Source organism: Mesorhizobium sp. W067, from assembly GCF_054719525.1.
In genome coordinates this window covers 1,418,138-1,434,182 of the sequence record NZ_JBTTII010000001.1, presented here as the reverse complement: position 1 = coordinate 1,434,182, position 16,045 = coordinate 1,418,138, and the positions used below count along the sequence as shown (strand labels likewise).

4 protein-coding genes are annotated in these 16,045 nt (G+C 60.9%); all 4 read right to left on the bottom strand.

Annotation, left to right across the window (positions count from 1 at the left end):
* Positions 1 to 52: 52 nt before the first annotated feature.
* The gene (locus ACYG97_RS07005; RefSeq protein WP_023734772.1) at positions 53 to 262 is read right to left on the bottom strand and encodes a twin-arginine translocase TatA/TatE family subunit; all 210 of its coding nucleotides are present in this window, start codon (positions 260 to 262) and stop codon (positions 53 to 55) included.
* A gap of 63 nt (positions 263 to 325) precedes the next feature.
* Positions 326 to 844: a DUF3238 domain-containing protein gene (locus tag ACYG97_RS07000; protein ID WP_245260898.1), complete on the bottom strand. Its 519-nt coding sequence runs from the start codon at positions 842 to 844 to the stop codon at positions 326 to 328.
* A 392-nt stretch (positions 845 to 1,236) separates the two neighbouring features.
* Positions 1,237 to 6,564 carry a hypothetical protein gene (locus tag ACYG97_RS06995; RefSeq protein WP_023734770.1) on the bottom strand — a complete coding sequence of 1,776 codons (5,328 nt, stop codon included), beginning with the start codon at positions 6,562 to 6,564 and terminating at the stop codon, positions 1,237 to 1,239.
* Positions 6,561 to 15,713, bottom strand: a complete 9,153-nt coding sequence (locus ACYG97_RS06990; protein WP_023734769.1) for a hypothetical protein — start codon at positions 15,711 to 15,713, stop codon at positions 6,561 to 6,563. The genes ACYG97_RS06995 and ACYG97_RS06990 overlap by 4 nt, the downstream gene beginning before the upstream one ends.
* Positions 15,714 to 16,045 lie beyond the last annotated feature (332 nt).

Genomic DNA, 16,045 nt, shown 5'->3' with positions numbered 1-16,045 from the left:
TTGCCAGCCAACACAGACTCGAGCCAATGGTGAGAGCCCTGGTGCGAAAAAGCTACTCGACAGAAACGCTTGCCGCCGATTGTCTCCGGCTCTCGCTCTCGGGCGCAGCGGATTTCGTTTCGTCGATCTCGCGCAGTTCATGCCGCAGCGTCTTGATGCCTTTTCCGACGTCTCCCATGAGCGCTGAAATGCGACCCCGCCCGAAGAAGAGCATCGCCACCAAAATGACGATCAGCCAGTGCCATACGCTTAGCGTTCCCATTTCACACTCCTATTCGTTTCGGTTTTGACCCGTGCAAGCCCGCATCAAGTGCGAACCGTTGACTTAAAAGGAGGCTGACCCGGATGCCGGCCGACTGGCGGACGAGGTGACAAGGCTGGCCGGTGTTGCATCGCCGTCTGGCGTCATGCGAAACAGCGATTTCGCACCCGCAGACGTGAGCAGCACCGCCTCAAAGGACGGAAAAACGTCATTCTTGCCGTCGATCGTCACCTTCTTGGTCTTGCGGTCTACACGGACGGTGCCGGTAAACCGGATGTTGGGCGCAATCATCAAGCAAGGATTGCTCGCAGCGCCATTGTAGCTGAAGGTCACGACATCCGCCGAAACGTTGACGTCCGAGATCGAAAAGCCGTCGGTGCCGGCGGTCTTCTCGCAGAGCACGGTCCCGTCGTCGCAATCATATTCGTGGGTTACGCCCAGAATGGGATCCAGCTGCGGCGCCGCGCCCGATCCAATGTCGACCGTGATCTTTCCGCCGAACCGGGACGAGGCATTCGGCTTGTCAGAGAAACTCCTGCTGTCGGTGCCGAAGCATTGTCCAACAGGGGCTTCGGGAAGCATGGTCAAGCCGGGATGCCCGGGAACAGGCAGCATATAGCCTGGTCGCCCGGGATGCTCGCCGGGGATGAACGTTCGGATGATAATTGAAACCTGCTCGGCCCGTGCCACAGGCGCTAGGCATGTTGAAATGCTGAGGGCTAGAAACAGTGGTTTGTACATGTTGAGTCTCCCTGGAATTGACGTTTTGTGTACGGCTTCTAATCATGGGTTAGCTGTCGATCCGCCCAATTTTGCGGGGACAGTTCCGTCTGGCTGGCCTAAAGTAGCGCTGTTGCTTCATTCTTCGCCGCGTTACCCCCAAGCGCCTCTCGATCTCCTCGATATCTTCCTCCTGCTCGGCCTTCAGGCCACCCTAAGATCAGTCCAATTCAATGCGCCCCGCTCCGGCCTTGCTACTTCAGCGCCGGATCGACTTCGGGCAGACTGAACAGGTTCAGTCTTGCCGCGAATCTGGGCCCGGATTCGGTGAAAGTCTGTGGCCCGAAGATGTCCTCGACGGTGACGGGTTCGCTTGCGTAAGTGGCAGGCATGAACGTCTCGATTTCTTCGGCGTAGACATAGACCGTGCCTGGCCCCAACGCGGCAAAGTCGGCTTGATCCACATCGAAGACACAAACGTCTTCGGTGTGGCTGTTCTTGTTGCCGGAAAGAACCTTTTTCCCGGGCTTGCAAGCCTCGAAATCCTTGATCGTGGGGCTTTCGCTGGCAAGAGCAGCTTCACCGTCGTCCCCGATCTGGACGCGCCGCAGAGCGGTCGTGTCGCCGCTTTCATGCACCAGCCGGAACCGCACCTTGGGACGCTGGAGCGCGGCCAGGTCGTCCTCCGGCATTCCCTTGCGGACAGGCTTTTGCGGCACGCGTACGGATTGATGAGTTGGGCCTGTCACTCTGGCGATGATCTTCAGCATGGAGATGCCGGCGCTGTCCGGTTTGTTCCCCCCGACGGTCCTTGGCTTGTCCATCGCTTCTGGAGGTCGCAGGCATTTGCTCATCCTCGCAGTCAACGTCCTTTGAGGAAGAAGCTGGCTCCAGACCACCACGGGTTCCGAAGCGCGGAGGTCGTCGTCAATCGTGTTTTCCTGATAGCGGACAAGCCCGAAACGGACGAACAGGTTTGGAGTTTCTGGACACTGAAGATCCAGGTCGACGAACCATTGTTCGCGATCGACGTCGAAACGCGGCTCGTAGGTGAGAAGGTCGGCCGTCTCCAGCACCGTCACATTGTCGGCGGCGCCGGGCGGCTTCGGAATCTGGACCGGAATGGCCACGCCTGTCACGAACTGCGGACGCTGGGACGCCGGCATCTCGGGAGAGATGAACGCCGCCGCGGTCAAGCCGGTTGTCAAAGGAGCATAATCCTTGCGGATGGGATCGCCGCCCCAACGCGTCACATAAGAGCCTATTGGCCCAAAACGATCGTCTGCAAGGAATTCGTCACCTGCTTGGTTGACCACGTCCGATGGCAGGAGGACTACACCCAGCCGCTCGCCTTCGCCGGACGAAAACCATCCTCGCTCAAGATAGATTCGTACCCCGTTGATGCGCTTCGTCGACACGGCAGCGCCGTCGTTGCCGGAGGTAAATCGAAAAACCGGAACCGGCGACAAAGGAGCGCATTTGGCGGGACGGCTGCTGGAGGGTAACCAAATGGTGATGGTCTTTCCGTCATTGTCCTGCGATTCTCCAAGCGCGGCGACTGCCGCCATGCTTTCCACGGATTGTTCGGATGGCGCCAAGGGCTGACGCAGCCTTACCACCGGCTGCGAGCGTCCGTCGGCGCCCGTCCAGCGGCCAGTGGTTTCGAAATCGGGACCGAAACGGGACACCGCCCTAAGACGCAGGCGCAACTGACGCGCCTTGCCGTCGGGAAAGATATGCTGTTGTGAGGCGCTAAAAAGCTGGGCTCCGCTCGTGGAGTCGGTGACGCGCTTGCCGATCTGCGCGGAAATATGAGCGAGCGAAAGCTCAATCATGCTCTCTGACGGGGTTCCGCTCGCCGACCCCGGGGGTTCGACAGTAAGCGGGCCAGCTCCGGGATCACCGATGCTGTCTATGCGCAGCAGCGTAACTTCGGAGCGGTGGAGCGTCACTGAACCTGTCTTCACGTCGATCTTCTCGAACCCATAGACCCCCAGTTCACTGGCAGGTCTTCTCTCGGGCGCGATCGCGTTGCCTTTTTCGTCGACTGTCACGGTCTCCTTTGGCCACGCCCCTGCGACGCGGGCCTTGGGCGGACGGCGCCGTGACGGATCGTCCATCAGGACTTCCCGCGGTGAAACACAGGAGGCGAGTATCTCCACCGCCGAGGTGGTTCGCCGATCGAACGCAATTCGACCGGAAAGCACATAATTATGGGTGTCGGTTGAATCCTTGAGATCGGCCTCGAGATTGGCGAGGTCGGACAGCTTGATTTCGGTCAGGCCCAGGCCCGACGGCCTATGCCGCCGTTCGGCATCGGGACTTGTGTTGGTTGGCGGGGTGCCGTCAAAATCCGGATCGATGGCGAGCTTGTTGACACATCGGGAAGTATCGAAGCCCTTGCGATAGATACGGTAGCTTTCCGCCTGATCCTGAAACGAGGCCGGTGCAAGTGGCCTGTTTACCGCATGGGCAATGCGCATCGAAAACACGCCCGCCAATTCCTCGAGCGGTGCGCCGGCACCCACGTACTTGCCTTCGCCGCATGCAAAGCTCACGAGATCGGCGGCATGGTTGATCAGTGTGTCGTCATCCGGCACGTCGAAGAAGCCGGTTGTAACGTGATCGGCGACCGCCTCGGCGCCGCCGGCCTCGGAAAATTTGTAAGCTCCGATCGTTTCCGTGAGTGCGAAGTGTGTGGCGAGACTTTTCTCGTCGGTCAAATAGAACGCTTCAAGGTATAGATCATCGCCGCGCGTCAGCGTGACCTCGACCCTTTGCGCCCGCTGTCCAACCTTGCCGCTGAAGGTGGTGCCATCGGTGTATGTCAGCGTGGGCGTGGCGATCGCGGCCGCAGACGACTGCTCCTGGGCTTTCTTGATGACGACGATCGTCGGCATCGCATGGGGATAGACCGATTTCCCATCGTAGACGGGCACCTTTGCTGCCGGGCCCAGATAGCGATCGTCGCTGCGGCTGCGTAACCGCAGGATCAGTTGTCTTGCATATGGGTCGGGGTAGTAGGGCTTGGGCACGAAGTTCGGGCCGCCATAGCCGGCAAAGGTCGATCGGCCGACAAAAATAGCTGCGCCGCGGACGGCCGGCTGTTGATTATCCGGCGGAGCTGCGCTCCACCCAGGCGCCAGCTTGCGTCGCGTTGGCATCTGGTCGAAGGCACGCTGTTCGTCGATCATCGCAATTGGAAACGCGCCTTGGGAATTGCTCGGCTCCTTGGTCTTCACCAAGGGTTCAAAAACGCCAAATGCAATGTCACGCAGTCCACCAAGAGCCGCATCCCCGCGCCCCTGCTCGGCATCGAATACGCCAGCCCGCAGAAGCTGGTCCAAGGCCGCCTGGGGTGGAACGAAGATACGAACCACCTCGTCCGGCGAGACGCGATCCTTTGCCGGCACATATGGGCGGCCATTCACGATCTTCGGCAGATCCGGCGTTTCGTAGTCGTCAGGCAAGCTCCTCAGGATCGCCGACTCTACATATCCGAAATCCATCTCGTTGATTTTCTCACGCAGAACCGAACCGGGCAGCAGGACCACCGGCGCGCCGATAGGCTCCTGCCTCAGGAAACGCCGCAGGGGTATCTGCCTGTTCTCGCTGGGATCGCGTGGATAGGTGTACGACTGCGTCTTGTCTTCATACAGTTTGGTGGCGTCGGCGACGCTTCTGGATTGACCGCCGAGAAACACCGCGCGCATCCCGAACCGGTAGCTGCGCCCATAACGCAATGGCGGAGCCAACGCGCCAGCCTCGGCCCGGGTGGACGGAAGAGACTGTTTTTGCAGAAAGGACAGCGTGGTCTTGTCGTCGGGCCCAATCTTGGGCGCGGTATTGACGCCCATCGGGGCACCGCTCCACGTGGCGAACGCTTCATCCACGTAGACATCCTTGTCCGAAGCGCCACCGCCCGGCGTGGGGGTGAGCCGCGCCGAAGGACTTACGATCGCCTCGTCCAGGGTAAGGACCCCGGCCGCCTGCCGCTGAAGCACGGTGTCGGCGATCGACCTGTCGATGACGTCGAAATCGTCATTGCCAGCCGCGTCGTCCCTGCGCAATCCATACGTCACGAGCTTGCTGCCCAGCGCGCGCCATACGATTCCAGCGTCGGTTCTGATGCCTGCGTCAAGGCGGCGGCCGATGACGAGATCCTGTGCGAAGAGCTGGATCTCCTGAGTGTCCTTCTCGTCGCTGGTCCGCCGGATCTGCGTGCGAACGTCCTCGGCCCGGCGGCGGTCGATCAGGGTCATTCCAGCAGTTTGAAAACCCCGATCCTGTTGCCCGGAATAGTCGAGCGGGCGCACCAGCGCTTCGGTCGCCTGGCGCACATCAAGCGTCACCACATCATAGCGTGGCAACGTGTCGTCGGCCTGGCAGTCGGCACCCATCAGGAACAATCCCTGGCTCAGTCCGCCGCGCGTGTCGTCAGACTTTGGCCATCCTGCTTCATCGAGAGCCGCCCATGCGCGGCCGACGGATTGCTCCGCGTCCTTCATCTTGACCTTGACCGAAGCCGGGCCGGTCGAGATCCAGCTAGGCAGACCTCTGGTCAGTTCCATCTCTATGTCGAAGGCGAAACCAAAGAACCTTGCCCATGCGGGCGAAGAGACGATTGCCTGATAGCACTGAATCACCAAGTCGCGTTGTTCGTCGGGCTTGTCCGCCGCCGGCGCACGCGCCGCCTGCTGTTCCCAGGTCGCGGCCGTATGACTTGCAAGCGCGGTCTTGCCGGACTTGTCCTCCCTTGAAAGAGCCGTCACATCGGGCTTCTTCAGGACCTGGCAAACAGCGCTTGCCGAATTTGCCCGTTCGTCGCGCAAGGCATCGATTGCGTTCTGCAGTTCGGCGCGCTTTTGTTTGACGACTTCGTCATCAAGGGTTTTACCGGTGGCTTTGTCCTGCTTTGCCTGGTTCTTGGCGTCGTCCACCAATTTGCCCGCGTCGGGATCGCCCAGGCTCGGCGCGCGACTAATATGTGCCGGTTTTCTCTTGACCTTGCCATCGAGGAGATCGATTACGCGCCTTGCCCGTTCAAACTCCAGCAACAGCGCAAGATCGCCGTGTTTTACCGGCAGGACCGTCTTGATGGTCAGCTGTTTTGCCGGATCTATGGCCGGAGCTGAATGCGTCCCCTCGGCGGGCGCCGCTGGGTTCGCTGCCGGCTTGTCGTCCAGCGCGTTTTGAAAACTCCGCGAGGCGAGCGACAAATGGATGGTTTCGAGCAGCTTGTCCCAAAGTTCATCCTTCCCCCGCGGGACGATAGCCTTCCAGGCGTCGTCGAGCTTTTTCTGAAAATCCTCCGATGCTCGGGGCTGCAGTACTAATCCGAAATCCTCGCTGCTTGCCGCCTCGCTGGGCGTGCCGCTGAGGCGAATGGATATCTGGTCACGCCCCTCCTCGTCCTGCGGAACTGACGCGAGAATGCGGTTCCTGATCATCTGGGGCCACTGATCGAATTCGAAACCGTCGTCCGCGCCGACCGGCGTCGCGATCAAAGTCATGCGAAGGCGGCCGCCAACGGTGCCATTCGGCACCAGCCGCAGCACGGGTTTGACCTTTGGCGCGCTCATTGGCTGGTCTCCGGAACGAGCAGAGTTTTGTCGAAATAGGCGAGATATTCGGCAACCGTGGCTGTGCCGAAGGATGTCGTATCCGCGAGGACATTGGGGACCGAGGATTTGCCAGGCGGCACGACTTTCGGGGTGCTTCGCGTGATGATCGATCGATCCACATCGTCCGAAGGCACGTCGTCGCCGAGCGCCGATCCATTGCTGATCGAGTTCGTTCCGCCGCCGCCAAACGCGGCCTGCTTGTGGGTGACGGTCACCGTGAAATCATAGTCGACAATGCCCATCGAGAAGGAGAAGGTGAAGGTCGCTTCGCCCTCCATTTCGCCGCCCGATTTCATTCCCAACCGGACATAGAGCGATGCGTAGAAGCTGAATATCCAGATGCTGGCTTCGCCGCCGACGAAGAACGTGCCGTAGATGTCCGTCAACGTGCGAAACTGGTCGTTGACCTTCACTTTCATCGAACGGATGTAGAAACCACTGGTCAGGCGCCCTTGGGCGACAAGCGGTCCGGTGGAGAAGTCGGCAACACCGCCGAATTCGAACGATGCCTCAAAACCGCGAAAACCTTGAGCATCGGCGTAGATCGCGACAAAACCGCCGCCGCCATAGGGCGGAACCGAGATCAGGAACGGCGCCAGCGTGCGCCCTAGCGCGAAGCGGAAGAGCGCGGCCTCGCCATCAAACGGCAACTCGGCCGCGGCATTCAATAAGACGTTGGAGAAGGCGACGCCGCCCAGCTGGATTGTGCCAAGATTGATGCCATACCCTGCCACGATGCCGGGGCTGCCGCGCATCGCCTCGATGAAGAATCCGCTGCCGTCCTTCGAAGGCGACATATAGGATTGTAGCTTCTTGACGAATTCCAGTTTCTTGCCGATCTGGAAATCGCGGTAATGCACGTCGAAGCGGGGCGATCCGCCCTGTTTGAATTCGAAATCGACTCCGTCGAAGATCAGGGTGACCGCGTCGAAGACACCGCCAAGCAATTGAATGTTGAACGGTCCAATGCGGCCGCTGGCCTTCATGTCCGCCTTGGCCTTCAACAAATCGATGGTGGCGACCATGCCAAGTTCGAAGCGGCTCGGCGTCTTCGGTATGAAGACGCCTCCTGTGAGCTTGGCTATCTTGTCGCCATCGAAATCAAAATTCAGATCATAGCGCAGCGTCCGCTTGACCGGGATCAGCTTCGAGATCAGCTCCTCGACCTGATCGCGCAGCGCCGCAATATCGACCAGGGACGCGAGGTCGCCCCGGGAGATGTCGTCCCAGATCGCCTGGATATTGTCGAAGATGGTCTCTACGGCCGAGCGGCCGCCCGCTATGGAATCGCAAAAGGCCTGCAACTCTGCGCGCAGCTTGGTCATCGGCTCGGTTTTGCCCGCGAGCGCCGCGAGCGCCTTGCTCTCCTCGGTCAGTTTATCGTCACATCCCGGCGCAAGCGGATCGCAGGTGGTGAAAAGTGGCTGGATGAGAAGAGCCTTGCGTAAGGCCGGAAACTTGTCGGCTTTCTCGACAATCGCGTTGCGCGCCAAAAGAACCTGGTGGTAGGCGTCGCTCAATGTAACAAGCAGCGCCGCCACCGGTTGGTTGAGGAGGCCAACAAGGCTCGCTGGCAGTCCCGTGGCGCGATCGACCAGCGCGGCATAGCTGGCTGAAAGCGCTTGAAGCGCCTCCTCGACGTCGTCCGTCCGCGCAATGCTGCCTCGAGCGCTGAGCAGGTCTTTGACCTTGACGGCATTTGGCAGTTCGGCCTCGAGCAGTTGCGCCACGGTTTCGTTGGCTGCCGGCGGCGGAAGTTTCAGCGCCGCGATACTTCCGGCGCTCTTGCCGATCGCCTCGCTCAAGATGGCGATAGATGCGGCCAGTTTTTCACGCTGGGGATCAAGCTGGCGCGGGATCCTCTCGCGGACTTGACGCGCGCAGAACGCAAGCGCCGCCTGACCTTCCGGCAGCGCGGCAGTCGCAACCACGCCGGTCCAGCGGAACATGGTGTCCATAGCAAGCCTGAGGCTCGATGCGGCGGTCACATCCCATGACGACAGCAGCGCCTTGAGATCGTTGGAGAAGGAGGCAACGGCCGCCGCCTGGGCAATGACGTCGAGGTTGTCGGCCAGGAGGTCGAATATCTCCTGCACATTGACGCGTATCCGCCGCAGACCATCCTGGATTTCCTGAGCAAGAATGCGCAGTCGATCCAGAGCCTTGCCCATCGCTTGCGGGGTCACGACCGGAGGGGTTCCCTGGCCTTGCAACAGTTCCGTCAATTCGGCATGAGCGCGTTGAGCCTGACCGACAACCGCTGCGACGTCGCAGAACAGTTCACGATAGATCCGGAGGGCCTTCGCGATGTCTGCGACGGCGTCCTGAAAGACCTTGGTGCCGTTGTCGGCTTTCAGCTTTACATCGGCTTCGGCGAGTCCATCGCCAATATCGAACGTGTCGGCGGCGTTTTTGGCGAGGTCCGTGAGGAAATGCTGTGGCGACAACTGGCCAATCTGCTGCGCAACGCTGGCCGCCTCGTCCTTGTCGTCGACCGGACGATGGGCAATGCAGGATGCAACCACCGGGGCCGGCAGTTGCGGGTTGATCTTGGCATCTGCCGCAATGGTGCCGCTGGCGACGGCCACAAGCCGGCCGAGAATGGTCGTGATCCAGGCCTTGAGTTCGGCCTCCTGGGCCTTGATCTGGGCCTCGATCTCCGCAGAACTGAGTTTGACGTCGACGCCAAGATAATCCCGCCCGATCTGAACCAGCAGTTCGAAGACGCGCGCCGGGTTTTTTGAACCCAAAAGTTCCTGCACAGATGCAATCAACTGCCGCAGCGCGCGAACCCTTGCCACCCATTCGGCCCATTCAGGCGCATCGACGACTTTGTCGCTGATCCATGTGTCTATCTTGTCTTTGGCGACCCGCAGGCGTTCGTGATAGGTCTTTACCGCGTCCGCTACTGCGGCCCGGTCGCCCGACGTGTAGCCGTTGAACAGATTCTTGAACCATTCGGACAAAGACGGGTCGCGCAGTCCGGCCTCGGTCTTTGTGGCAGCAACGATCGCCGCGTCCAGGAATGTGGCCGCTATGGCTTTTAGTGCCGACGCAGGGTCCGTCTTTCCGCTGGCGAGGTCGGCAAGCACTTTTTCGAAGGAAACGTCGACCGTCCTCAGTTCGCCAAGCGTTTTTGTGGCGAGATCGAACATCGCCTCGCCGCTCGCCGATGTTCGGCGCAGCGCCTCGATTTCGTCCCAGGGCAGTTGGTCGAGGAGGTAGGTTTTTAATTCCGCGCTCAGTTGCAGGCCCGCGGCTTTCAGTTTCACAACGAAGTCGGCCGCGGCTCCTTCATAGGCCCTGATCTGCTTTTGTATGTCGGTCGCCACATTGTCGAATTGCGCCCGCGCCGCTTGCTCGATCCGCTCGACCGGATTCGCTGCCAGTCGGGCAAGCTCACGCATGAACTGCCGACCCGCCTCATGCACGGCCGCGAGACGGCCGAGAATAGCGAGAGCATCGGTTTCTCCCATAGCGTCGAGCAGCGCCGTTTCAAGGTTTTTCAGGCCGCGGTCAATCTCTGGGTAAAGCGTGCGAAGCGACGTCGTCTGGAAGCCGGGAAAAACACCCTTCAATTGGTCGATGGCGCTCTGCTGTGCACCGACCTGGCGCCCGTCGAGCTTGGACCACTCCTTGCGCGCCTCGCGCACCAGTTGCAGAAGAGGCGCGAGAACCTCGTTGCGCAGCAGATCGAGGGCGCCGGCCGCGCCCTTCTCGACCTGATCCAACATTTGCGATCCGTAGTCGACGGCTTCCTTGAGGGCCGGCATGGCATCGACGCCGCCGGCCAGTTTCATCAGCTTCATAAGCTGCTGGAATGAAATGACGCCGAGCAGCTTCGCGTCGGCGCTGAAAAAGCTCTCGAACACGGACGTGTTTGGCGCGTTGTCGACGGCAGGCGCGGCGGCAGGGCCGGCGTTCTGCTGAGCTTGTTGAGCCGGTGCGGGCGCGGGCAAGGAAAAGTACTTCGCCACCGACGACAGCGGTTTGCGAATCTCATGGGCGATTGGCGGCTGCGTCGGATCGCTCTGATAGATTGCCTGGCCAGGCTGCGCGCCCAATATACCTTTGGAGCGACTGAGCGCGACTATGTCCATGTTCGGCCGCCCGACACCGCCGGACTGGTTGCCGTTAGGCCCCATACTCATTTTGGGCGGCGTCGCCATATCCACATAGAGGAAAACCTCTGCCGCATTGTCGGCACGCGCCTGGTTGGCCTGCTGTTCGGCACCATCCTGCTTGGCTGCTTTGGACTGCGGTTCCGCGGCTTGCCTGGGTGGAAAACCACCGCGCACATAGCTGCCGTCGAAACGCACCTTCACCCTGCCTATGCCAGCGCCCGACATATTTTCGGCCTGCTCCAGACGGATGTCGGCCGACGACAGGGCTGGGTAGAATGGCGGCTGATCCGCCCCTTCCAGCACGCCGGTGTTTGTCATCAGATCGTTGCGACCCTCCCAGCTGCCGTCGCCGCTGGCCCTGCCGTCAACGCTGAGGACGATGCGGTCGGTGGAAAAGGAGGTATCGCCTTCCTTGACGGACTCTGCAAAGCGAAGGGTTTGCCCGCCGAGCAGGGCCGTACGTCCCTTCTCCTCATCGAGATCTCTGTAGTATCTGAGCAGCGCGTTGAGCGAAGTCTTGTTCTTGGCGGCGATCCGATCCACGAAAATCAGCGGCATCTTGCTCCGCCGGCCGTCGAGAAGAAATTCGAAGCGGAAGCGTGCTTCGTCCGTCATGGCCGTTTGAGGCCAAAACGCCAGGCCCGGCTGATCGTCGAGGAAGATGCGGCCACTCAGGCTGACCTTAGTGGGCGACGTGGTCAGTTCGAGGGTCGGGTCGACGATATCAGGCGTTTCGCGCGTGAGCATTGTCACGTTTTCCGAACACCATTGCCGGCCCTTGTTTGGCTGCCCGACCGCGGGGAACTTCTTCGACGGCGTCGAGACCCGCACGAAGATCCGCTGGCGCAGCACCGCCTTGATGCCGAAGTCCGGATCTTTCGCTCCGTCGCCCTTCATGCGAACGAAGATGCGTTCGGTGATCTTGACCAGCGACGCCTTGTGCCCGATCGGAAACAGATAGCCTGAGTACACCACCGTCGCGAGCACGTCGCGTCCAAGCACGATCAAATGCTGCCAGCGCTCGATCGACAAGCCATCAAACAGAGACCTGCCGTCGTAAGTGACGGCCGGAGCAGGCGGCAGGAAGTTGGTGTCGTGGTTGAGAAAGCCGCCAAGCGCGCTGAGTGACAGCTCGCTCACATCAAGCGGTTTTGGGCGGTAGTATGCCAGATCGGAAGTCGCATCCGTCAGGTGGAAATCATTGCCGGGTTCGAACTGGCCCGACTTTTCGACCAGCTCGCCGGCATCGGTGTCGTTGCTTCCGATCTGTCGCCGGCGGCCAGTGACCGGCAATCCATATGCGGACGACAGAAGCACCAGCTCATGCCGGTCATAAGCGTCGAGCGAGGTGCGGAAGGTATGAAGGTCGGGCTGGTTGTTGTAGAGCGTTCGAATCCTGAAAATCTCGCATATCCGCTCGAACATGCTCGGCGTCCTGTTGCGGCCGAGCAGTTCTTCGAACTTCGGATCCGGACAGACGCTTTCATTCGTTGGCGGCGGCTCCGGTGTTGCCGCCAGCGCCGTGGGGTCGGTGGGCGTGTTCGCCTTGATCAGCGTGCCGACCACAAGCGGCGACAGCCGGACGCCGTCGACCTGCTCGCGCCGTAGTATCCAGGGCGCCCATGGGCCGCGCGGCGGAGCTCCCGCGACCCTTGGAACGCCGGCCTCGCTCGACCTGACCACTCCGACGGCCTCGGGTCGCATGTCGGGCGACCATACAGCTCTCAGACCAGGCTCGGCATCTCCAGTAATTAGACGGGCGGTCCAGAGCGGTTCGTAGGCCTCATAGTCGCGCTCGTCATCCGGCAGGACGGGATCGGTGTCGAAGACATCGGCTTCCCCGCCTTCGGTCCGGGAGCGGCTGACCTTTCGCGGCGATTGCCAGATCGCGTTTTGGGCCGTCGACAAAATTAGCCGCGACGGTATCTCGATCTGTGTCTCCAGTCCGTGCGGACGCGTGGCAAGGCTCGCGCGAACCTGCCCGAGATGCATCTCCGATGACTTGGCCCCCCGGTCGAAGCCCTGCTGAACAAGAATAGCCTGGTCGTCCACGCTGGCAACTCGGCCCGCAACGGGAGGCAAGACGCCAGAGGCCAGTGGCTCGTAGAGCTTGCTCGCCCGCTGCGTCACATACGGCTCATGACGCGACCAGTCGGTCAGCGCCGCGAAGGTGAACGGCATGGCGCCGAAGCGCTGCACGCCCGGACCGGGCGCATTCGGATTGTCCGTTGGATAGGCGGGCAGGCCGTTGACTTCCCCTGAATCCCCAGGCGCTGCCTCGAAATTGACGCTGAAAGCGAGAAGGCTGCGCCCGGAAAGCCTGGCCATGGCCAGCCGGTCATAAGGTTCGCTGCCAGATATCTGTTTGTAGAACCGCTGGGTGAAATCCGCCTCCAGCTTAGGAGGAGGCAGGACGTCCTCACCCGGAACAGGCTTCCTCAACCGGTTCACGTATTCGGTCTGACCGAGCATTTTCTCAGGTGTCGCCTGGTCGGGAGTTGCGCCGGCCGGTATGGCGATCTCGATGACGTAGGCGCGAAACGCATCGCGCCACAATTTGTATAGCGGATAGACTTTTTCGGCATCGGCTTCCGCCTGCAGCAGGGTCTCCATGCGCCAGCTCGTGATGCCCGCAGGCTGGACGTCGCTGGCCCTTGCGAGCATGCCCGCGACTATTTTCTGCAGCGATTCTTCCAGCTGAGTGGTCTGCCAGTCGCGAGCGACCTTGATGGCCTTCAGCCCCATCGCATACGGGCCGAAATACTCACGCTCGTCGGCGGGCAAGGTCGCATCGTTGAACAGGACATCGCGCAGGGCGGCGAACGGCTTCGCATCTTCTGTCCCTGACAGCTTGGCCTCGAGAGCCACCTTTTTGATGCCGATTCTTTTACGCTCTGTGGTTCGCTTGGCTTCGTCCGGTTCCAGCCTCAGCTTGTGCAGGAAGGTTTCGAGAGTGCCCTCGTCTTTCGGCCAATCCGTGTCCGGGAGCGGTCCCGGGCTCTGACGGAAGAACGCTTCCTCCATCACGTGCTGCGGCGGGAACTCGACAGCCAGGATCGGCCTTGTATCGTGCTTTTCGACGTTCCGATCACGCTTGGCGCCGCCGATCAGATCTGGACCTTGAACATAGGTCTGGCGGGGAGCGGAATCCGACGGACGCAGTGCGCTCTCGATCCCGCGCGGCTCCCCATTCATGTCCCAACCGACCGAGAATCCGAGGACGAAGTCGGCAAAGCGAAATCTGACGTCGACCAGATCGTGATCACGGCGCGCGCAAAGCGTCGAGCCGCCAAGATCAAGCCACGCAAATTCGCCTGGCACCGTCAGTTCGCCGACCCAAAGATGACCGTCAGGGGTGTTCCAGGCAACCTCGGGGAGAACGAGGCCGGGTAGCTTGCCGCCGTCGCTGTAATTGAATCTGAAATGGCTGCCTGCGACGGCAAGGGTGCTGTCACGCGTATCCGGCAATGCGGCGTCCAGACTGTACAGGGCGACGTCGGCATAGAGCCTGCGCAGGATGTCTGACCCCTCCCCACTTGCTTTGCTGAGGCCAGACCCGCCAGGGCGATCAACGAGCAGGAAGAATGTCCGCTCCGATACGCCGGCACGGTCGCCGATCGCCGCCGCCGATACCGCGTCGAACTTGCGCAAGGCCTTGAGTGCCTCGCTTGCCGTCTCGTCAGGCTGGTTGATAAGGGCTGCCGTATCGACGGGCAGCGCTGCAACATCCATCCGGCCGATCGTCGTGGCGACGCGGACCAGCTCTGCCAGAGGGGGAGCGGCTTTCGGCTCCTCGCCGGAAGGCCTGGCTTCCTCGCTGGCGGGTGTTGCCGTGCGCTTGCCGCCGGCGTCGGCGACCACGACATCGCGCCATTGATCCCTTGCGCTACCGGTCACGATTCGCGTGAAGGTTACATCGTCGAGCGGAACGCCGACGCAGAGCGGGCCGACCTTTTCTGCACCGCCCCGCAGATAGCAATCGAGGACGGCAGACGGTGTCGAGAAAAGCGCGATGACCGAGGCGGAGTCCACTCCCCCCTCACTCACCACCCTCGACACCGGATCTAGTTGGCCGACAAAGAAATCGCCAGCGGCCGTGAAGCTCTGTTCCTGAGAGCCATTGGGCGTAATCGAGACCGAAGGCGCCTCACCATTTGCGGTCAATCGGAATGCCGAGGTCCACCGGGCCGGACAATGTGCGGTAAGGCGCCGCCCCGCCGCAGCGACGCCTTCACCGACCCGCTGCTCCCACCGGAACGTTAGGAACGGCAACTCCTCATTTCCACCGTGCGCGTCGGGCCCTTCTACGCATCCGTCAAATGCCGTGATCGCGCGATCGTCCGCGTTGATCGATTGCAGAATCCAGTCGAGGTTGGCATTCAAGCCAACCTTCATGTCGCCACTGACCGAAACCTGTCCGTCGAACATAGGCCCCAAGGCAGATTCAATTCGACCCTTCGACAGGATTTCGGCCAGGATCGATTTGTCTCGATCAGCAATGAACGAATGCAGCGGCTTGCGGTTGGCATTCTCTGTATGGACGACCGGGTTCCCGGTCGCGCTCGACCACACATTTGTTTCGATGCCGACACTCCAGTGTTCGGTTCCGATGCGCTCGAACACAAAGGTAACTTCGAGTTGCTGGCCCCGCGCGTCTTGGACATGCCGGCCCCATGACGCTTCTCGGACCGTCAGCAGTCGGCGAAGCACGCCGTCATCAGTTTTCAATGCCTGGGTGCGCGTGTCCCACTGCGCGTACTCGCGCGGATCGAGATCGAACCATGCTTTCGGACCAAACGCCGTCGCGTCCAGGGTCCAGTCATCGTACCTTGAAATCGGGGAATCCTTCGGGGGCACACGTCGTACCACAACGCTGCCTTCATCCTGAGACAGGATGAACAGCAGATCAGCGCTGGAATCTGCCTCAGAGTCCTGGGCAATCGCAGCAAGATTGCTGGTGGCGGCGACGATGGGGGCTGACATGGCGCCCCCCAGAAAACCCCGACGGGTGATCCCGAGTCTTCGTTTGCGGCCCCCTTCCCGACCCGATCGTTCGCCCCCGTCCATCGTGCCCTCTCAGATCCACCCCAGCTTGACGATAGCGGCTCTGTCGATCTGCGACGCGTGAAATAAACGTGAAAAACCATCCCGACAGAGCCGATGACCTTCGAAAGGCAGCATTTGTATGCACCAGGCATTATTCAGGCCAAAAAGAGGCCCAAACGCTCGATCAATGAACAACATATCGTGCAATTATTACAGAAGTCATGAACATCATATTCGTCTAGCGGTGCTCTGGATTTGCTTTAATCTTA